Source organism: Nocardiopsis sediminis (assembly GCF_042650565.1).
Lineage (GTDB): Bacteria > Actinomycetota > Actinomycetes > Streptosporangiales > Streptosporangiaceae > Nocardiopsis_B > Nocardiopsis_B sediminis.
The window spans coordinates 259301-277881 of record NZ_JBHSBH010000008.1; the positions used below are offsets into that span (position 1 = coordinate 259301).

The 18581-nt window shown below is 72.5% G+C and carries 16 protein-coding genes and 1 CRISPR repeat array (1 of these 17 cut by a window edge); of the genes, 11 read left to right on the top strand and 5 right to left on the bottom strand.

The genetic code is table 11. The annotated features are described in order from the left end of the window. A CRISPR array of direct repeats spans positions 1-390; the repeat unit is 30 nt; unit sequence GTGCTCCCCGCGCGCGCGGGGATGGTCCCG (it extends 7 nt beyond the left edge of the window). A gap of 198 nt (positions 391-588) precedes the next feature. Continuing rightward, positions 589-1590, bottom strand: coding sequence for a LacI family DNA-binding transcriptional regulator (locus tag ACFOVU_RS12900; protein ID WP_378533555.1), 1002 nt, complete (start codon positions 1588-1590; stop codon positions 589-591). A gap of 199 nt (positions 1591-1789) precedes the next feature. Between ACFOVU_RS12900 and ACFOVU_RS12905 the strand changes: the two genes are divergently transcribed. The 4 genes from ACFOVU_RS12905 to ACFOVU_RS12920 all read left to right on the top strand — a co-directional run bounded on the left by ACFOVU_RS12905 (position 1790) and on the right by ACFOVU_RS12920 (position 7298). Further along, complete coding sequence (locus tag ACFOVU_RS12905; RefSeq protein WP_378533225.1) at positions 1790-3061, top strand: ABC transporter substrate-binding protein; 1272 nt, start codon at positions 1790-1792, stop codon at positions 3059-3061. After that, a complete protein-coding gene (locus ACFOVU_RS12910) occupies positions 3058-3975 on the top strand; it encodes a carbohydrate ABC transporter permease (protein WP_378533227.1) in 918 nt (305 codons plus the stop codon). The genes ACFOVU_RS12905 and ACFOVU_RS12910 overlap by 4 nt, the downstream gene beginning before the upstream one ends. Continuing rightward, a complete protein-coding gene (locus ACFOVU_RS12915) occupies positions 3972-4820 on the top strand; it encodes a carbohydrate ABC transporter permease (RefSeq protein ID WP_378533229.1) in 849 nt (282 codons plus the stop codon). Before ACFOVU_RS12910 ends, ACFOVU_RS12915 begins: the two co-directional genes overlap by 4 nt. Positions 4821-4907: 87 nt before the next feature. Continuing rightward, on the top strand, positions 4908-7298 hold the full coding sequence (locus ACFOVU_RS12920) for a beta-xylosidase/alpha-l-arabinosidase (protein WP_378533231.1): 2391 nt from the start codon (positions 4908-4910) through the stop codon (positions 7296-7298). A gap of 121 nt (positions 7299-7419) precedes the next feature. Here ACFOVU_RS12920 and ACFOVU_RS12925 read toward each other — a convergent pair whose 3' ends face one another. Continuing rightward, positions 7420-8802, bottom strand: coding sequence for a glycoside hydrolase family 6 protein (locus ACFOVU_RS12925; protein ID WP_378533233.1), 1383 nt, complete (start codon positions 8800-8802; stop codon positions 7420-7422). A gap of 517 nt (positions 8803-9319) precedes the next feature. On the opposite strand from ACFOVU_RS12925, the gene ACFOVU_RS12930 reads away from it, so the two are divergent. The 5 genes from ACFOVU_RS12930 to ACFOVU_RS12950 are packed head-to-tail and all read left to right on the top strand — an operon-like array spanning position 9320 to position 14867. Then, positions 9320-11017: an ABC transporter substrate-binding protein gene (locus ACFOVU_RS12930; RefSeq protein ID WP_378533235.1), complete on the top strand. Its 1698-nt coding sequence runs from the start codon at positions 9320-9322 to the stop codon at positions 11015-11017. A gap of 28 nt (positions 11018-11045) precedes the next feature. Next, positions 11046-12041, top strand: coding sequence for an ABC transporter permease (locus ACFOVU_RS12935; protein ID WP_378533237.1), 996 nt, complete (start codon positions 11046-11048; stop codon positions 12039-12041). A 49-nt stretch (positions 12042-12090) separates the two neighbouring features. Beyond that, positions 12091-12966, top strand: a complete 876-nt coding sequence (locus ACFOVU_RS12940) for an ABC transporter permease (protein ID WP_378533239.1) — start codon at positions 12091-12093, stop codon at positions 12964-12966. A gap of 4 nt (positions 12967-12970) precedes the next feature. Then, entirely contained in the window at positions 12971-13921 is a 951-nt protein-coding gene (locus ACFOVU_RS12945; protein ID WP_378533241.1) for an ABC transporter ATP-binding protein, read from the top strand. A gap of 28 nt (positions 13922-13949) precedes the next feature. Next, the gene (locus ACFOVU_RS12950; RefSeq protein WP_378533557.1) at positions 13950-14867 is read left to right on the top strand and encodes an ABC transporter ATP-binding protein; all 918 of its coding nucleotides are present in this window, start codon (positions 13950-13952) and stop codon (positions 14865-14867) included. 25 nt (positions 14868-14892) lie between these two features. Here ACFOVU_RS12950 and ACFOVU_RS12955 read toward each other — a convergent pair whose 3' ends face one another. Together ACFOVU_RS12955 and ACFOVU_RS12960 are read right to left on the bottom strand one after the other, a co-directional pair. Continuing rightward, positions 14893-15519, bottom strand: coding sequence for a dihydrofolate reductase family protein (locus ACFOVU_RS12955; protein WP_378533243.1), 627 nt, complete (start codon positions 15517-15519; stop codon positions 14893-14895). Between the two features lie 464 nt (positions 15520-15983). After that, positions 15984-16172: a hypothetical protein gene (locus ACFOVU_RS12960; protein WP_378533245.1), complete on the bottom strand. Its 189-nt coding sequence runs from the start codon at positions 16170-16172 to the stop codon at positions 15984-15986. Between the two features lie 223 nt (positions 16173-16395). Here ACFOVU_RS12960 and ACFOVU_RS12965 point away from each other — a divergent pair, with 223 nt between their 5' ends. Then, positions 16396-16836, top strand: coding sequence for a pyridoxamine 5'-phosphate oxidase family protein (locus tag ACFOVU_RS12965; protein ID WP_378533247.1), 441 nt, complete (start codon positions 16396-16398; stop codon positions 16834-16836). 40 nt (positions 16837-16876) lie between these two features. Here the strand turns inward: ACFOVU_RS12965 and ACFOVU_RS12970 are convergent, their stop codons facing one another. Next, entirely contained in the window at positions 16877-17287 is a 411-nt protein-coding gene (locus ACFOVU_RS12970) for a RidA family protein (RefSeq protein WP_378533249.1), read from the bottom strand. A 154-nt stretch (positions 17288-17441) separates the two neighbouring features. Between ACFOVU_RS12970 and ACFOVU_RS12975 the strand changes: the two genes are divergently transcribed. Further along, entirely contained in the window at positions 17442-18458 is a 1017-nt protein-coding gene (locus ACFOVU_RS12975; protein ID WP_378533251.1) for a nitronate monooxygenase, read from the top strand. Positions 18459-18581 lie beyond the last annotated feature (123 nt).

Below are 18581 nucleotides of genomic sequence, written 5' to 3' on the forward strand. Positions count from 1 at the left end.
CCGCGCGCGCGGGGATGGTCCCGACCCTTTCACCGCGGTTCCCGAGGCCGATCCGTGCTCCCCGCGCGCGCGGGGATGGTCCCGCGTAGCAGATGCACACCCAGCCGCGCGACGGGTGCTCCCCGCGCGCGCGGGGATGGTCCCGAGGCGGCGATGGTCGACGACCGCGCCCTGGCGTGCTCCCCGCGCGCGCGGGGATGGTCCCGACCCCGTTGCGCCATTCCTCAGCGGTGGGAAGTGCTCCCCGCGCACGCGGGGATGGTCCCGATCACGAGGAGACGCAGATGGCGAAGAAGGAGTGCTCCCCGCGCACGCGGGGATGGTCCCAGGACCAGGCGGTGCTGGTCGTCGCGGTAGTGGGTGCTCCCCGCGCAGGCGGGGATGGTTCCGTGTCCTTGCCGGCGGCCCGTACGCTCCACGGCAGCCGGGGGAGGACCTCGTTACCGTGATCGACTCGATCACGGAAATGTGGCAGGCCCGGTGACACACCGGGTCTGGCCCGGGTCACCCCGGACGCGCGTCGTGACGTTTCTCGTCAAGGGGGGCGCGGTGATGAGCCCGGCGGGATGGCGGATTGTCCGGGTGTTCTCACGGGCGCGGCGCCGGGGCGGTGGTGCTCTGGCGTACGACCAGGTCGGTGGCCAGGTCGAGGCGGAGGTTGGCGGGGGGCTCGCCGCGGGCCAGCAGCAGCGCCATCCGGGTCGCCTCCTCGGCCATCTCGGTGAGGGGCTGGCGCACGGTGGTCAGGGGCGGGCCGACCCAGCGGGCGACGGGCAGGTCGTCGTAGCCCACCACGCTGAGGTCCTCGGGGATGCGCACGCCCAGCTCGCGCGCCGCCTCATAGACCCCCATGGCCTGGAGGTCGCTGCCGGCGAAGACGGCGGTGGGCGGGTCGGCCAGCCGCAGCAGGGCGCGCCCGCCGTCGCGCCCGCTCTCGACGTGGAAGTCGCCGAAGCGGATGAGATCGGGGTCGGCGGGCAGGCCGGCGGCGTCGAGGGCAGATCGGTAGCCGTCGATGCGGGCGCGGCTGCACAGCACATGGCGGGGGCCGCCGATCACCGCGATGCGCCGGTGGCCCAGCTCGATGAGGTGGCGGGTGGCGGCCAGCCCGCCGTTCCAGTTGGCCGAGCCGACCGAGGGGATGTCGGTGCCGGGGTCGCCGGTGGGGTCGACGACCACGAAGGGGATGCCGCGGGCGGCCAGCCGGTCGCGCTGGCGGGGGGCGAGGTCGGAGAAGACCAGGATCGCGGCCGTCGACTGCCGGGCCAGGACGGCGTCGACCCAGCCGTCCTGCGGCGTCTGGCGCCCGCCCGATTCGGCCAGCACCACGCTCAGCCCTTCGGCGCGCGCCACGCGCTCGACCCCGCGGATCACCTCGATGGCCCAGGCGCTGTCCAGCTCGTGGAAGACCAGGTCGATGGTTGCCGAGCGGCCGCCGCCGGGGCCTCTGCGCCGCCGGTAGCCGTGGCGGCGGATGAGCTCCTCGATGCGCGACCGGGTATCGGCGGCGACGTCGGCCCGGCCGTTGAGGACCTTGGAGACCGTCGGCACCGAGACGCCGGCGGCCTTCGCAATTTTCGAGATGGTGATGGGCTCGCCGGCGGCGGGGTCCTGCGGTGTGGGCGTGGGATCTGCGGTCACGACCCCTGATGTTACGCGGGTCACCGAAGTCCACGGGTTCCGGGGTGGCGAAGGTCTCATCGGGCTCTTGACGGGCCTCACCGCCGCGACATAGGTTCCCCATGATTTGCGGCATATCCCCCGATAGTTTCTGAAACAGGGAGTGGCCATGACGACCCCCAGAGTCGGCGCCGCAGCCGGAGCCGCGCTCGCCCTCCTCACCGCCACCGCATGCTCGGGCGGATCCGACGACGGCCGGATGCACGTCTGGATGTACCAGGACAGCCTCGCCGTCGTGCAGCACTCGGCCGTCGAGCGTTTCAACGCCGACTCCGATGTCCAGGCCGTCGTCGACGAGGTGCCCGGCGAGAGCTACCAGGACCGCGTACGCACCGTCATGGGCTCGGGGGAGCAGCCCGACGTCTTCTTCAACTGGGGCGCCGGCAGCATCCGCCCCTACGTCGAGCAGGACATGCTCCTGCCCCTCGACGACCTGCTCGAACAGGACCCCGAATTCGCCGACTCCTTCATCCCCTCCATCCTCGAAGGCGGCGAGATCGACGGCGTCCAGTACGGCATCCCCCTGCGCGGCACCCAGCCGGTCATGCTCTTCTACAACCGCGCCGTCCTCGACGACCTGGGTCTCGAACCCCCCGAGACCTGGCAGGACCTCCTCGACACCGTCGACGCCGCCGCCGAGGCGGGCATCATCCCCTTCGCGCTGGGCGGCGCCGACCCCTGGACCGAGCAGATGTGGCTGCAATACCTGGTCGACCGCATCGGCGGCCCCGAGGTCTTCCGGCGCATCCAGGACGGCGACCCCGAGGGCTGGCGCGACCCCGCCGTCCTCGAAGCCGCGCAGATCGTCCGCGACCTGGTCGACCGCGGCGCCTTCGGCGACGCCTACGCCTCCGTCAGCTACACCGAGGGCGCCGCCTCCACCCTGCTCTCCGAGGGCCGGGCCGCGATGCACCTCATGGGCTCCTGGGAGTACTCCACCCACCTCGACCAGGCACCGGACTTCGCCGAGGACGACCTCGGCTACACCGCCTTCCCGGCCCTGCCCGGCGGCGAGGGCGACCCCGCCAACGTCGTGGGCAACCCCACCAACTACTTCTCGGTGACCGCCGACTCCGAGCACGCCGACGCCGCCCTGGACTTCCTGAAGGAGACCGTCGACCCCGACTACGTCGCCGAGATGGTCGACAACGGCGAAGTGCCCACCACCACCGGCTCCGAGGACCTCCTCCAGGACAGCCCCGACCCCGAGTTCGCCGTCTACCAGTACGAGATGGTGCGCGACGCGCCCGCCTTCCAGCTCTCCTGGAACCAGGCGCTGCCGCCCGAGATCGCGACCCCGATGGTCACCGAGATCGAGGAGCTGTTCAACGGCCAGAGCACCCCTGAGGAGTTCGTCGAGGCGCTGGCGGCGCTGCGGTGAGCGCCGCCCCCGCGCGGGGCGCGCCCGCGGCCGGGCCCCGTGCGGGCCGCCCCGGCGCGGTGTGGGCGCTGCCCGGCCTGCTCTTCTTCGCCGTCTTCGCCCTCCTGCCCATGGTCCTGGTCGCCTACCTGTCCCTCACCTCCTGGGACGGCCTGGGCACCCCGCGCCTGTCGGGAACCCACAACTGGACGCGGCTGGCCGCCGACCCGCTCATGCACAAGGCCGTCCTGCTCAGCCTGGCCCTGACCGCCGCCAACTGGGCGGTGCAGACCCCGATCAGCCTGCTGCTGGGCGTGTGGGCCGCCGGCCGCCAGCGCAACCGGGCCGTGCTCTCGGCGGTCTTCTTCCTGCCGCTGCTGCTGTCGTCGGCGGCCATCGCCATCATCTGGCGCGCGCTGCTCGACCCCAACTTCGGCCCGCTGTCCTGGGTGGCCCGCGTGACCGGCACGCCCGGCATCGACGTCTTCGGTGACGGCCCCGCCGCGTTCCTGGTCATCGTGTTCGTCAGCGCCTGGCAGTTCATCCCGCTGCACACCCTGCTCTACCAGGCCGGCACCCGCCAGATCCCCGCCTCGCTCTACCAGGCCGCCCTGATCGACGGCGCCGGCCGGATCCAGGCGTTCCGCCACATCACCCTGCCCCAGCTGCGCCACACCGCCACCACCTCATCGGTGCTCATGGTCGTGGGCTCGCTGACCTACTTCGAGACCGTCCTCATCCTCACCGGCGGCGGCCCCGGAACCGACACCACCATCGTCCCCTACCTCATGTACCAGACCGGCTTCGTCAGCTGGGAGACCGGCTACGCCAGCGCGATCGCCCTCACCCTGGTCGCCGTGGCCACCGCCGTCTCCCTCGTGCTGGTCCGGGCCACCGGCTTCGGCGCCATGCGCAGCACCCGGGAGGGCATGTGACCCCCACGCCGCGCGCCCCGCGCCGCCGCCGCGAGCGCCCCAACCTGCTGGCCGGAGCCGGTGCGGGCGTCTGGCTGCTCATCACCGGCGTCCCCCTCTACGCGCTGCTCATCGCCACCTTCCAGCGCAGCGAGGACTACCTCAGCGCCGGACCGCTCACCCCGCCCGCCGACCCCACCCTGGACAACTACATCGGGGCCATCGACAACGGACTCGTCGGCTTCGTCCTCAACACCGCGCTGGTCACCGCGGGAGTGGTCGCCATCGTCGTCTCCCTCGCGGCCACCACCGCCTTCGCGATCGTGCGCTCCCGCAGCCGCTGGGCCGCCGGCGCCTTCCGCGCCTTCCTGCTGGGCCTGGCCGTCCCCGCCCAGGCGGTCGTCATCCCCGTCTACCTCATCATCGTCGAGCTGGGGCTCTACGACTCCCTGATCGCCGTCGTCCTGCCCACGGCCGCCTTCGCCCTGCCCGTGTGCGTCCTCATCCTGACCGGCTCCATGCGCGACATCTCCGCCGACCTCTATGAAGCGATGGCCCTGGACGGCGCCGGCGCCGCGCGCACCTTCCACCGCCTGGTGCTGCCGCTGTCGAAGCCCGGCCTGAGCACCGTGGCCGTCTACGCCGCCCTCCAGGCCTGGAACGGCTTCCTGTTCCCGCTCATCCTCACCCAGTCGCGCGAGCAACGGGTCATCACCCTCGGGCTCTTCGAGTTCCAGGGCGAGTACCGCGTCGACGTCCCCGGGCTGCTGGCCGCCGTGGTGCTCTCCGCCGTCCCCATCCTGCTCGTCTACCTCATCGCGCGCCGCGCGCTCGTCAGCGGCCTGATGGGCGTGGGCGGCAAATAGCCGCCCACACCCCGGGCGGCGCACACCCCCGCTGCTCCGCGGCGCCGGAGCACCCCCGCCACCACACCACGCGACGAAGGGCGATCCATGACGCGCGTTCCCGACCCCGCCGACGCCCCCTGGCGCGACACGTCGCTGCCCGCCGCCGAACGGGTCGACCACCTGCTGGGCCGCATGACCCTGGAGGAGAAGGCCGCCCAGCTCTCCGCACTGTGGGTCGGCGCCGACGCCTCCGGAGAGGGGGTCGCCCCCCACCAGCACGACCTGTCCGAAGAGCCGCCCGACTGGGACCAGGCCATCGCCGGCGGCCTGGGCCAGCTCACCCGCCCCTTCGGCACCGCACCCGTTGACCCGGCCATGGGCGCGCGGGCGCTGGCCCGCTCCCAGCGCCAGGTCATGGCGGCCAACCGGTTCGCCATCCCCGCCCAGGCCCACGAGGAATGCCTCGCCGGCTTCACCGCCTGGAGGGCCACCGTCTACCCCACCCCGCTGGCCTGGGGCGCCACCTTCGACCCCGGCCTGGTGGAGCGCATGGCCGCCCAGATCGGCGCGAGCCTGCGCCATGTCGGCGTCCACCAGGGGCTCGCCCCCGTCCTCGACGTCACCCGCGACCCCCGCTGGGGGCGCACCGAGGAGACCATCGGCGAGGACCCCTACCTCGTCGGCACGATCGGCACCGCCTACGTGCGCGGCCTGCAATCGGCCCGCGTCGCCGCAACCCTCAAGCACTTCGTCGGCTACTCCGCCTCGCGCGCCGCGCGCAACCTCGCCCCCGTCTCCGCCGGGGCCCGCGAGATCGCCGACGTCCTGCTGCCCCCCTTCGAAATGGCGGTGCACACCGGCGGCGCCCGGTCGGTCATGCACTCCTACGCCGACATCGACGGCGTGCCCGCCGCCGCCGATCGCGGCCTGCTCACCGCCGTCCTGCGCGACACCTGGGGGTTCACCGGCACCGTGGTCGCCGACTACTTCGGCATCTCCTTCCTGGAGACCCTGCACCGCATCGCCGCCTCCCCGGGACAGGCCGCCGCGCTCGCCCTGGAGGCCGGGGTGGACGTCGAGCTGCCGTCGGTGCGCTGCTACGGCGCCCCGCTGACCGAGGCGGTGCGCTCCGGGGAACTGCCCGAGGCGCTGGTCGACCGGGCCGCGCGCCGGGTCCTGCTCCAGAAGTGCGAGCTCGGCCTGCTCGACCCCGGCTGGGAGCCCGTCCCCGCCGCCCCCGGCGACGACCGGGCCGGCGACGCCCCCGCTCCCGGCGAGGTCGACCTCGACCCCGCCGCCCACCGCGACCTCGCCCGCACCCTCGCCGAACGCTCCGTCGTGCTGCTCGCCAACGACGGAACCCTCCCGCTGGCCGGCCCGCCCAGGCTGGCCGTGGTCGGCCCCAACGCCGGCACCCCCCATGCCATGCTCGGCTGCTACTCCTTCCCCGGCCACGTCGGCGCCCACCACCCCGGCGTGCCCATGGGCGTGGCCGTCCCCACCGTCCTGGAGGCGCTGCGCGCCGAGCTGCCCGGATCGGCCATCACCCACGCCCCCGGGTGCACGGTGGCCGGCGACGACACCTCCGGCATCGCCGCGGCGGTGGCGGCCGCCCGCGGCGCCGACGTGTGTGTGGCCGTCCTCGGCGACACCGCCGGGCTCTTCGGCCGCGGGACCTCGGGGGAGGGCTCCGACGTCGCCGACCTGCGGCTGCCCGGCGTGCAGCACGACCTGCTCGACGCGCTCGCCGCCACCGGCACCCCGGTGGTGCTCGTCCTGCTCGCCGGCCGCCCCTATGCCCTGGGCGCGTTCGAGGGGCGGCTCGCCGCCGTCCTCCAGGCGTTCTTCCCCGGGGAAGAGGGCGGCCCCGCGGTGGCGGGCATCCTGTCGGGCCGGGTCTCCCCGAGCGGGCGGCTGCCGGTGAGCGTGCCCCGCACCCCCGGCGGGCAGCCCGCGACCTACCTCGGCGCCCCGCTGGCGCACCGCAGCGACGTCAGCTCCGCCGACCCCACCCCGCTCTACCCCTTCGGCCACGGGCTCGCCTACACCCGCTTCACCTGGTCGCACCCCCGCGTGGACGGGGCGCCGCTGCTCGCCGGGCACCCCGGCCCCCACCGGGAGGTGCCCACCGACGGCCACGTCACCGTGGGCTGCACCGTGCGCAACGACGGCCCACGGCCGGGCACCGAGACCGTTCAGCTCTACCTGGAGGACCCCGTGGCTCGGGTGGCGCGGCCGGTGCGCCGGCTCATCGGCTACGCGCGCGTGGACCTGGACCCCGGCTCCGAGCGCCGGGTCGATTTCGCCGTGCACGCCGACCTCGCCGCCTACACGGGGCCCGACGGGCGGCGCATCGTGGAACCCGGCGACCTGGGCCTGCACCTGGCCGCCTCCAGCGCCGACCCCGGGCTCAGCGTGCGGATCCGGCTGGTCGGCGCGGTGCGCACGGTCGACCACACCCGGCACATGACCACCGAGGCGGCCGTGTCCCCGTGACCAGCCACGCACCGGCCGCGGCAAGGCACAGGCCCCCGCGGCCCTCAAGGGGCCGCGGGGGCGTCGCCGGCCGCGCGGTCCGGCCGCCCCCCTGCTCACCGGGGCGGGCGGCCGGAGCCGATCACACCGGCGGGTGGGCGTTCTCCAGCAGCTCCTGGAACTGCGCGGAGAACCAGTGGCCCGAGAGCGGCGCGTCGGCCAGGGCACCCGAGGGGTTGTTGTTGTTGCGCGGGTTGCCCTCGTAGGTCGGGTCGCACATCCGGTCGAAGCCCTTGCCCTCGTCGTTGGGGATCTCCTCGCTGGAGCCGTCCGACTCGCCCGGGGGCTTCATCCACACGTAGGCGTCGATACCGGCGGCGGGGGAGGCCGTGGGGCGCTCGCCGAGCCCGGCACCCGCCTGGTTGCACCAGTTGCCGACGTGGATGCGCTGGTCGTAGCGCCCGCCGTCGACGTAGGCGTCGGCGCTGGTCTCCGGTCCGGGGCCGGTCGGCCGGTCGGGGCCGCCCCACCCGTTGCGGGAGGTGTCGATCAGCATGCCGATGTCGGAGGCGAAGCCCTCACCGACCAGCTCCTCGCGGAACGCCTGGGCGAAGGACTGCTCGTCGACGTAGTTGTTCCAGTCGATCCACTGGGACTCGCCGCGGATCGGCTGGCCGTTGATGGTGTCGCCGATGGAGAAGTTCTCCTCCACCGTGGCCGAGTAGTTCGCGGTGTTGGCGATGAAGCCGTGCACGTCGGCCGGGGTGGCGCCGTTGGCGTTGGCCGCCTCGTAGAACAGCTGCGCCGAGGCGTTGAAGTTGTCCTCCCAGCCGATCCAGCCGTGGTGGCCGGCGTCGACGTAGTTGTAGACGTTGGGGATCGCGCCGAGCTGGGACAGCGCGTAGCCCACGCCGTTGACGTAGTTGCCGTTGGCCAGCATCGCGTCGCACTCGGGGGTGGCGGTGGGCCGGCTGCCGACGTTGGTCACCAGGTTGGGCAGCGAGTCGATCTCGATGGTCGCCACGATCCGCAGGTCCGCGTAGGCGGGGTCGGCGAGGATCTCGGCGATCGGGTCGATGAACTCGCTCTGGTAGCGGTCGATCTCCTCGGGGCCCAGCTCGCCGTTGGAGGCCAGCGCGGAGCAGTCGCGGCCGGGCAGGTTGTAGACGACGACCTGGAATACCAGTTCCTGGCCGCCCGCTTGGGCGACGGCCTCGTCCAGGTGGTCGCGCAGGCCCATGCGGCCCTCGGGGCCCTCGATGGCGGCGATGCGGTCCAGCCATACGCCGGTGGGCTGGTCGGCGACCGCCTCGCCGCCGGGCTCGGCGGCGGCGTTGGCGGCCCACTCGGGGTTCACGTAGACGCCGGCGCCTTCATAGGGGTTGTCGACGCGGGCGGCGGAGACGTCCTCGGCCGCGGCCGCGGAGAGGGTGAAGCAGGACGCGGCCATCGCGACGGCGGCAGCGGCGGCGCCCACGGCGCGGCGCCGCCGGCGCCTGGCCGGGTTTCGCTGGTCGGTACTCATTTGCGGGGGAACTCCTCACGGCTGGTGCCGGCCGGATGCGGGGGGACGCCTCGGCCGATCGTGTCTTGGGGGAGTCGTCGGGGATGGTCGGTGCGCCGCCGCGGGCGGCCGGCCCGGTGGGGCGGGGCCGGCCGGCCGAGCCGGTGTGGGGATCGCTCGGCGGCGGTATATGGGAGCGCTCCCATGAACGGAACATAACAGTGCGGAAACGTCTCTGAAAAGAGGGGGAAAGGGATTTTGTCGAATCCGCGGTTGATTGTTGATCGAATGGGCTGTTCATTCTATTTTTGTGCACGATGTCAGATTTGTCGGATATGAAGATCGTTCCGGGGTGGTCGACGCAATCGGTCATGATCAACTCGATGATCAACTAAACCGGTTTAGTTTCCGCGGTGCTTTTCCGTAGGACATCTTGACCATGAACCGGTTTAGTGATGTTCTGGCGGCACTCTGTGCGTGTCCCGCGTCACGTTCGCGGCCGGGCCCGGACCGGCACCTAGCTGGGAGGCGACGACCAATGCGCAAACGGCTGAGGTGGCTCAGCGCGCTGCTCGCGGTGGGCCTGGCGGCCTCCGCCTGCTCCGGCGACGGCGGCTCCGGCGGCTACCCGCGCGAGGAGACCCTCTACACCACCGGCGCCCAGTGGGGCCCGCCCAACAACTGGAACCCCATCATGAACTGGGCCTACACCACGGGCACCGCCGGCTACGTCTACGAACCGCTGTTCCTCTACGACCCCCAGCAGGACGAATACGTCCCCTGGCTGGCCGAGAGCGGCGAATGGACCGGCGAGGACACCTACGAGGTCACCGTCCGCGACGGCGTCCAGTGGAGCGACGGCACCCCCCTCACCGCCGCCGACGTCGTCTTCACCGCCGAACTCGGCAAAATGGAGTCCGTTCCCTACCACAACCTCTGGGAATGGCTCGAATCCGCCGAAGCCGTCGACGACCGCACCGCCCGATTCACCTTCTCCGACCCCCGCCACCAGGAATGGGCGAACTGGATCTACGCCAACCCGATCGTGCCCGCGCATTTGTGGGAGGACCGCTCCGAGCAGGAGGTCACCGCCGCCTCCAACGAGGACCCCGTCGGCACCGGCCCCTACTTGTATGAGACCCACAGCGAGGACCGCATGGTCTGGGCCGAGAACGACGCCTGGTGGGCCCGCGAGCAGCTCGACCTGAACGTCGCCCCCTCCTATATCGTCGACATCGTCAGCACCAGCAATGAGGTCGCCCAGGGCCTGCTGCTCCAGAACGACATCGACCTCAGCAACAATTTCCTGCCCGGTATCGACCAGGTCCTCAACGGCGGCTCCGGGATCTCCAGCTACTACGCCGAACCGCCCTACATGGTCCCCGCCAACACCGCCTGGCTGGTGCCCAACACCGAGCGCGCCCCCATGGACGACCCCGCCTTCCGCCGCGCCCTCGCCCACTCCGTCGACGTCGCCCAGATCATCGAGGGCCCCTACGGCGGCCTCGTCGAACCCGCCGACCCCACCGGGCTGCTGCCCATCTGGGACGACTACATCGACACCGCCACCGTCGAGGAGCACGGGTTCGGCCACGACCCCGCCGAGGCCGAAACCCTCCTGGCCGACGCCGGCTACGAGGACACCGACGGCGATGGCCTCGTCGAGACCCCCGAGGGCGACCCGGTCGAGCTGACCCTCATCGTCCCCTCGGGCTGGACCGACTGGATGGAAGCGGCCCGCATCATCGCCGAAGGCGCTCAGGCCGTCGGCATCGACGTCACCGCCGACTTCCCCGACGAGCCCGCCCTGCGCGACGCCCGCGAGACCGGCGAGTTCGACCTGCTCCTCAACAACGAGCGCCAGATGTCCAACACCCCCTGGACCTACTACGACTACATCTTCCGCACCCCGATCCAGGAGCGCCAGACCACCACGAACTTCGGCCGCTACGACAACGGCGACGCCTGGGAGCTCGTGCAGGAACTCTCCCGCACCCCCGTCGAGGACACCGGCGCCATGCAGGAGACCATCGCCGAACTCCAGGAGATCCAGCTCACCGACATGCCGCTGATCCCCCTTTGGTACAACGGCATGTGGTCCCAGGTCAGCAACGAGACCTGGACCAACTGGCCCTCCTCCGCCGACGGCGACCCCCACCACCTGCCCACCACCTGGCGCAACTACAACCAGCTCGGCGCGGTGCTCACCCTCACCGAGATCGAACCCGCGGGATAGCCGGCCCGCCCCGGCCAGGAGGACACGCGTGCGGCGCTACCTCGCCAGGAAGATCTTCGTCTACGCCCTCACCTTCTTCGCTGCGGTCACCATCAACTGGATGATCCCGCGGTTCATGCCGGGCGACCCCGTGCGGACCATGCTGGGCCGCGCCTCGCTGTCCGACCCCGGCGCCGCCGAGGCCATGCGCGCCTACTACGCCTCGCTGTTCGGCCTGGACCTGCCCGTGTGGCAGCAGTACCTAAACTTCTGGGGCTCCCTGCTGCGCGGCGACCTCGGCACCAGCGTGTGGCTGTTCCCGACCCCCGTCACCGAGGTCCTCCTCGGCGCCGTGCCCTACACCCTCGCCCTGCTCGTCCCCGCGATCCTGCTCAGCTGGGTGGCCGGCAACCGGTTCGGCGCCTTCGCGGCCCGCAGCCGGTGGCTGGACAACACCGTCCTGCCCCTCGGCTACATCCTCACCGCCACCCCCTACATGTGGCTGGGCATCCTGCTGGCCTGGAGCCTGGGGATCGTCGCCGGCGTCTTCCCCATCGCCGGCGCCTACGGGTTCGCGCTCCAGCCCGAGTGGTCCTGGCCGTTCGTCTCCAGCCTGGCCGCCCACTGGTTCCTGCCGTTCCTGTCGCTGTTCCTGGTGGCCTTCGGCGGCTGGGCGATCGGCATGCGCAACCTCATCATCTACGAGCTCGACGCCGACTACTCCGGCTACCTGGAGGCCCTGGGGGCACCGCGCCGCCTCGTCCGCCGCTACGCCTTCCGCAACGCCGTCCTGCCCCAGCTCACCGGCCTGGCCGTGCAGCTGGGCACCATCGTCGCCGGGGCGCTGCTCACCGAGATCGTGTTCGCCTACCCGGGCCTGGGCAACCTCGTCCTCCAGGCCGTCAACAACCGCGACTTCTTCCTGCTCCAGGGGGCGTTCCTGTTCATCGTCATCGGCGTGCTCATCGCCAACTTCATCGTCGACGTCGTCTACGTCCTGGTCGACCCCCGCACCCGGACCCAGATGCAGGGCGGCCGCGCATGAGCCCGCCCCACCGGCGCGCCGGCGCCGCCGGAGCACCACGAGGAGCCCCATGACCGCCATCGAACCCGCCCCGGCCGAACGGCGGTGGGGCGAATCGCTGCACTTCGCGCGGCGCAACCCCAAGCTGATCGCCGGGACCGCCGTCATCGCGGCGCTGCTGCTCACCGGGGTCGTCGCACCGCTGTTCATCGAGGAGGGGCCCAACGTCTACGTCGGACCCCAAGGCCAGCCGCCCTCCGCCGAGTACTGGCTGGGCACCACCAACTTCGGCCAGGACGTCTTCGCCCAGTTCGCCCACGGGCTGCGCGCCACGTTCCTGGTCGGCCTCATCGGCGGCGGCATCGCCGCGGCCGTGGGCATGGCGGTCGGCTTCACCGCCGGCTACCGCGGGGGCCTGGCCGACGAGGCCCTCAACATGGTCACCAACATCGTGCTGGTGCTGCCCGCGCTGGTCGTCCTCATCATCGCCGCCGCCTACCTGGAGGCCCGCGGCATCCTCGTGCAGGGCGTCTTCATCGGGCTGACCGCCTGGCCGTGGGTGGCCCGGGCCGTGCGCGCCCAGACCCTCACCCTGGCCACCCGCGACTTCGTGGACCTGGCCCGGCTCAGCGGGCGCCGCGGCAGCAGCATCGTGTTCCGCGAGATCGCCCCCAACATGAGCTCCTACCTGTTCATGACGTTCATCCTGCTCTTCGGCGGCGCGATCCTCACCGCCGCGGGCCTGGACTTCATCGGCCTGGGCCCCACCCAGGGCGTCTCGCTGGGGTTGATGATGCACAACGCGGTGGTCTGGGGCGCCCTCCAGCTCGGCATGTGGTGGTGGTTCGTGCCGCCCGGCCTCGGCATCACCGCCATCGTCGGGTCGCTCTACATCATGAACGTGGGCCTGGACGAGGTCTTCAACCCGCGGCTGAGGGAGCTGTGAGCCCATGAGCCTCGACGTCCGCGACCTCACGGTCCACTACCGGACGCTGCGCGGCGACGTCCACGCCCTCGACGGCGCGACCTTCTCCGTGGCCGACGGCGAGATCATGGGCCTGGCCGGGGAGTCCGGCAGCGGCAAGTCCACCCTCGCCAAGAGCCTCATCCGCCTCGACGCCCGGATGAAGTACGTCGGCGGGACCGTCGAACTCGACGGCGCCCGGCTGCCGGTGGACGACCAGGACGCCATGGTGCCGTTCCGGTTCCACCGCGTCTCGCTGATCCCGCAGTACGCCATGAGCGCCCTCAACCCCACGCGCCGCATCGGGCGGCTGATCACCGAGCTGCTGGAGTCGCGCGGCGTGCGCGCCGCCGGCCTGCGCGAGGAGCTGCACCGCCGCCTCGACCAGGTCGGCCTCTCCGCCGACGTGCTGCGCCGCTATCCCATCGAGCTCTCGGGCGGGATGAAGCAGCGGGTGGTGATGGTGCTGTCGACCCTGCTCGACCCCTCGCTGCTGATCGCCGACGAGGTCACCTCCGCGCTGGACGTCTCCACCCAGCGGGCGGTCGCCGAAGCGCTCGTGGGCTTCCGCGACCGCGGCCACGTCACCAGCATGATCTTCGTGACCCACGACCTGTCGCTGGCCCACCAGATCGCCGACACCGTCCTGGTCATGTACGCCGGCAAGCCCGTGGAGAAGGCCGCGACCCGCACCGTCATCGACCGCCCGCGCCACCCCTACACCCGCATGCTGCTCTCGGCGCTGCCCGAGGTGGGCGTCACCTACGCCGAGAAGCGGCTGGCCGGAATCCCCGGCCACCCGCCCGCGCTGCTCGCCCCGCCCACCGGGTGCCGGTTCAAGGACCGCTGCCCCCTGGCCGCCGCCGAGTGCGACGAGGAGCCCCCATTCGCCGAGATCGCCCCCGGCCACCGGGTCGCGTGCTGGAAGGCGGGATAGCGCCATGCCCGAGACCACGCCGGACCCCCTGCTGGAGCTGCGCGGCCTCACCAAGGTCTACCGGGTCGGCGCCTTCGGCGGCGAACGGCTGCACGCCGTGCGCGACGTCGGCCTCACCGTGCACCCCGGCGAGGTCGTCTCGCTCGTGGGCGAGAGCGGCAGCGGCAAGAGCACCATCGGCCGCATGGTCCTGGGCCTGGCCCCGCCCACCGCCGGCACCGTCGTCTACGCCGGCACCGACGTGGCGCGGCTGCGCGGCCACCGGCGCCGCAAGAACTACTACCGTGAGGTGCAGGGCGTCTTCCAGGACCCCTTCAGCTGCTTCAACCCCGTCTTCACCGCCGACCGGGTGTTCGCGCTGATCCGCGCCGAGTACTTCCCCCGCGCCACCGACCCCGAATGGCGGCGGCGCATCGCCGCCTGCCTCGACACCGTCCGGCTCGACCCGGCGCAGGTCCTGGGCAAGTACCCCCACCAGCTCAGCGGCGGCCAGTTGCAGCGCCTGCTCATCGCAAGGGCGCTGCTGCTGGACATCCGGCTGCTGGTGGCCGACGAGATCATCAGCATGCTCGACGCCTCGACCCGGATCGACGTGCTCAACCTGCTGGGCGACCTCAAGGCGCGCGGCCTGGGCATCCTCTTCATCACCCACGACCTGTCCCTGGGCACCTACATCAGCGACACCACGGTGATCCTGCGCCGCGGGCGCATCGTGGAGTCGGGGGCGACCACCGCGGTCTTCGACCACCCCGTGCACCCCTACACCCGGCGGCTGCTGGCGTCGGTACCGCGCCTGCACCGCACCTGGGCGCAGGCCGACGCCGACCTGGCGGCCGCCGGCGACGGCGGCGGCTGCCTGGGCTGCGCGCGCCACCCCGGCGGCGGCCACCCCCCGGTGGAAGTGGCCGAGGGCCATCTGGTGGGCTGCTTCGACGACAGCGCCTGAGCCCGCGGCCGGGGCCGGCGCGGGGTCACCAATTGTCGGTCTCGGGGCCCATCTCGCCGTGGCCGACCTCGCCCGCGCGCCGGTAGGTGCTCGCGACGACACCGGTGGTCGAGGTGGCGGTGTCGGCCAGTTCCATCCCGGCCGCGATGGTGCCCTCGGCGAACAGCCGCTTGCCCGAGCCCAGGACCACCGGGGCCACCACCAGGTGGAACTCGTCGACGAGGTCGTGGGCCAGCAGCGTCTGGATCAGCCCGCCGCTGCCGTGGACCTGGATCTCCTCGCCCTCGCCCTGCTTGAGCGCGGCCACCGCCTCGGCGGTGTCGCCGGTGAGCAGTGTGGAGTTCTGCCACTCCACGGAGCCGAGTGTCCGCGAGGCGACGTATTTGGGCATGGTGTTCAGCTTGGACCCGATGGGGTCGTCGGGCTCGGCCAGCGGCCAGTAGGCGGAGAAGATGTCGTAGGTCCGCCGCCCGAGCAGCAGCGCGCCGCCGCGGTCGGTGAGGTCGACCATCCGCTGCATCAGCCAGTCGTCCATGTGCGGCACGAGCCAGCCGCCGTGCGCGAACCCGCCGTCGGGGTCCTCATCGGGGCCGCCCGGTGCCTGCATGACCCCGTCGAGCGAGATGAAGGTGGTGACCAAGAGTTTCCGCATGCGCGTGCCTCCGCAATCGCCGTGCCGGCGGGCGCCGCCGCGGCGCCCCACCGACCATGGTGGACCACGGTGGCGACATTCGGCGGTATGTGCGAAGACGCGCCGCTGAACTGTGGTGATGCCGAGCGGGTGGACGAGGCCGCACCCCCGTCCACCCGCCCTCCCGGGGTGCCCGGCCAGTGGAGGGGATACCGGCGGGCACGTCGTTGGGCGGTCCGGTCGGGCCGTGGGGGACCGGCCGGAACCTCGGGCTCACCCCGCATCCAGGGCGATGAACCCGGCACGGTATGGGAGCGCTCCCAAAAATGTAGGGAAAGGGTTTTCCGATGTCAATGGGTGCGGCCCGGTCAATGGCTGCCGCCCGCCGGGGTGCGCCGCTGGCCTGCGGTGTCACCGAGCCGCCCGTGGTCGCGCGCGAACGTCCGTCAATGACCGACCGAAACCCCGGCGGGTGCGGCTCCGGGTCAGGCGGGCTGCCCCTCGGCTCCGGTCGCGGCGGGGGCCGTGGAAGTGGCGGGGGAGCGCTCCGGCGTGTGCGCATCGCGGCGGCGGATCGCATCGTCGATGATGTAGGCGATGCCGACCGCGGCCACCAGGCCGATGCCGCCGAGCGTGATGACCAGCATCATGGTCAGGAGTACGGGATCGATCACGGGGATGCGCCTCACTCTCCGGCCGATGGCCGAACCGTGTCATGCCGACATCGCAACCGTAATATGCGTTAACGGGAGCGTTCGCTGTTTGCTTGCGTGAACTCCGTCATACCGTGGCCGGGGTCGGCCCGAAGGGCCCCGGTCGGCCTTCCCGGCGCGTCGGCGCGACACCGTCGCCGCCCGGGTGGACGATCGGAGGCAGCAGCGCGAGGAGGCCCCGCACATGGCGACACTCGACGACGTCCAAGCACTCATCGACTCCGGCGGCCACCAGGCGGTCGTCTCGGCCACGCGCGCCGATGGCTCGATCCAGTCCAGCGTCGTGATCGCGGGCGTGGCCGAGCACCCGGCGACCGGCGAGCGCGTCATCGCCTTCACCACCCGCGCCACCAGCGTAAAGCTGCGCTTCCTGCGCGCACGCCCGGCGGCCACGGTCGTCTTCCAGTCCGGCCGCCAGTGGGCGAGCGTCGAGGGGAGCGCCGACCTCATCGGCTACACCGACCCCTACGACGGGCTCGGCGCCGAGGACCTGCGGCTGCTGCTGCGCCACGCCTTCACCGCGGCGGGCGGCGCCCACGACGACTGGGCGGCCTACGACCGGGCGATGGCCGAACAGCAGCGCAGCGCGGTCCTCATCCGGCCCTCGCGCATCGTCGCCACCTGACCCGTCCGCGGCCGGGCCTGCGGCGCGGGCCTGCGCCGGGTCACCGGACGACGGCGACCGCCTCCACCTCCACGAGCTGGTCCGTGTAGCCCAGGGCGGCCACCCCGAGAAGGGTGCTCGGCGCGTCGTGACCGCCGAAGGCCTCGCGCACGACGTCCCACGCGGCCACGAGGTCGCCCTGCCGGGGTGAGACCACGAAGACGGTCGTCTTGACGACGTCGGACAGCGAGGCGCCGGCACCCGCCAAGGCCGCTTCAAGGTTGCGCATGACCTGCCTGGCCTGCCCGGCGTAGTCGCCCGGTGCGACGGTGGCGCCCTCGGCGTCCAGCGGGCAGGCGCCGGCCGTGAAGACGGTGCGCGGCGCGGTCACCACGGCGGCGTAGGCGTAGTCCACCTGGTCGGTGAGGCCGGGGTAGTGGCCGGCACGGAGAAATCGGATGTCGCTCTGCACCCTGGCGAGGGTAGAGGGGCCTGTGCGCCGTCGCCAGGCGTTTTCCGCGCGGGCGGAGCGGAGCCGGAGGGCGCACGCCCCCGGCGGCGGGTCCGGCACCGGCCGTGTGCCACGCTGATGTCGGACTTGTCAGGAACCGGCGGAGGAGTGTTCATTGGGGCTTTTCGAGTGGGTCGATGTCCCGGTCGTCGCGGCGCCCATGGCGGGCGGCGCCAGCACGCCCGAACTCGTCGCGGCCGTGAACCGCGCGGGCGGGCTGGGCTTCCTCGCCTGCGGCTACGCCGCGTCCGAGGACATGATCGCCGAGATCGGCGCCACTCGGACGGCCACCGACCGCCCCTTCGGCGTCAACCTGTTCGTCCCCGGGCAGGACACCGCCGACGCCCAGGCCGTCGCCGACTACGCCGAGCGGATCGCCCCCGAGGCCGAGCGCCTGGGCGCCGAACTCGGCGACCCCGACTGGGGCGACCACGACTACCCCGCCAAACTCGCGGCGCTGATCGAGGATCCGGTGGCGGTGGCCGGGTTCACCTTCGGCTGCCCCGAACCCGCCGACATCCGCGCGCTGCGCCGCGGCGGCACCATGGTCGTGGTCACCGTGACCACCGCGGGCGAGGCCAAGATGGCGGTCGAGGCCGGCGCCGACGCCCTGGTCGTCCAGGGCACCGAGGCCGGTGGCCACCAGGGGTCCTTCGAGGACACCTACGAGCGCACCACCCCGCTGCTCGACCTGCTCGCCGAGGTGGGTGCGGCCGTGGACACCCCGCTGATCGCCGCGGGCGGCATCGCCGACCCCGCCGGGGCGCGCCGGATGCTGTCGGCCGGGGCCACCGCCGTGCAGCTGGGCACCGCCTTCCTGCGCACCCCCGAGAGCGGCGCCTCCCAGACGCACAAGGACGCCCTCGCTGACCCGCTCTTCACCGGGACCGCCGTCACCCGCGCCTTCAGCGGGCGGCGCGCCCGCAGCCTGGTCAACCGCTTCTTGCGCACCCACGACGGCATCGCGCCGGGCGCCTACCCGCAGATCCACCACCTCACCGGCCCGCTGCGCGCCGCGGCGGCCCGCGCGGGCGACGCCGACGCCCTCCACCTGTGGGCGGGCACCGGCTACCGCTCCGCCGCCGAATGCCCGGCCGCCGACATCGTCGCCGCGATCGCCGAGATCGTCTGACCGTCGCCGGTCCGCCGGGGCCGCGCCCGGCAGCGGGCGCGATGGTGCCGGAGCGTCGAATGTCCCTTGTCCGCGGCCGATACGCGTCGATAGCGTGGAGGGGCCTTCGGTTTCCGTGCCGTG

Bases quoted from the DNA above. Each gene is read 5' to 3' on its own strand.
- ACFOVU_RS12905 (WP_378533225.1), top strand. From the start codon at position 1,790: ATGACGACCCCCAGAGTCGGCGCCGCAGCCGGAGCCGCGCTCGCCCTC.
- ACFOVU_RS12920 (WP_378533231.1), top strand. From the start codon at position 4,908: ATGACGCGCGTTCCCGACCCCGCCGACGCCCCCTGGCGCGACACGTCG.
- ACFOVU_RS12925 (WP_378533233.1), bottom strand. From the start codon at position 8,802: ATGAGTACCGACCAGCGAAACCCGGCCAGGCGCCGGCGGCGCCGCGCC.
- ACFOVU_RS12930 (WP_378533235.1), top strand. From the start codon at position 9,320: ATGCGCAAACGGCTGAGGTGGCTCAGCGCGCTGCTCGCGGTGGGCCTG.
- ACFOVU_RS12940 (WP_378533239.1), top strand. From the start codon at position 12,091: ATGACCGCCATCGAACCCGCCCCGGCCGAACGGCGGTGGGGCGAATCG.
- ACFOVU_RS12945 (WP_378533241.1), top strand. From the start codon at position 12,971: ATGAGCCTCGACGTCCGCGACCTCACGGTCCACTACCGGACGCTGCGC.
- ACFOVU_RS12955 (WP_378533243.1), bottom strand. From the start codon at position 15,519: ATGCGGAAACTCTTGGTCACCACCTTCATCTCGCTCGACGGGGTCATG.
- ACFOVU_RS12965 (WP_378533247.1), top strand. From the start codon at position 16,396: ATGGCGACACTCGACGACGTCCAAGCACTCATCGACTCCGGCGGCCAC.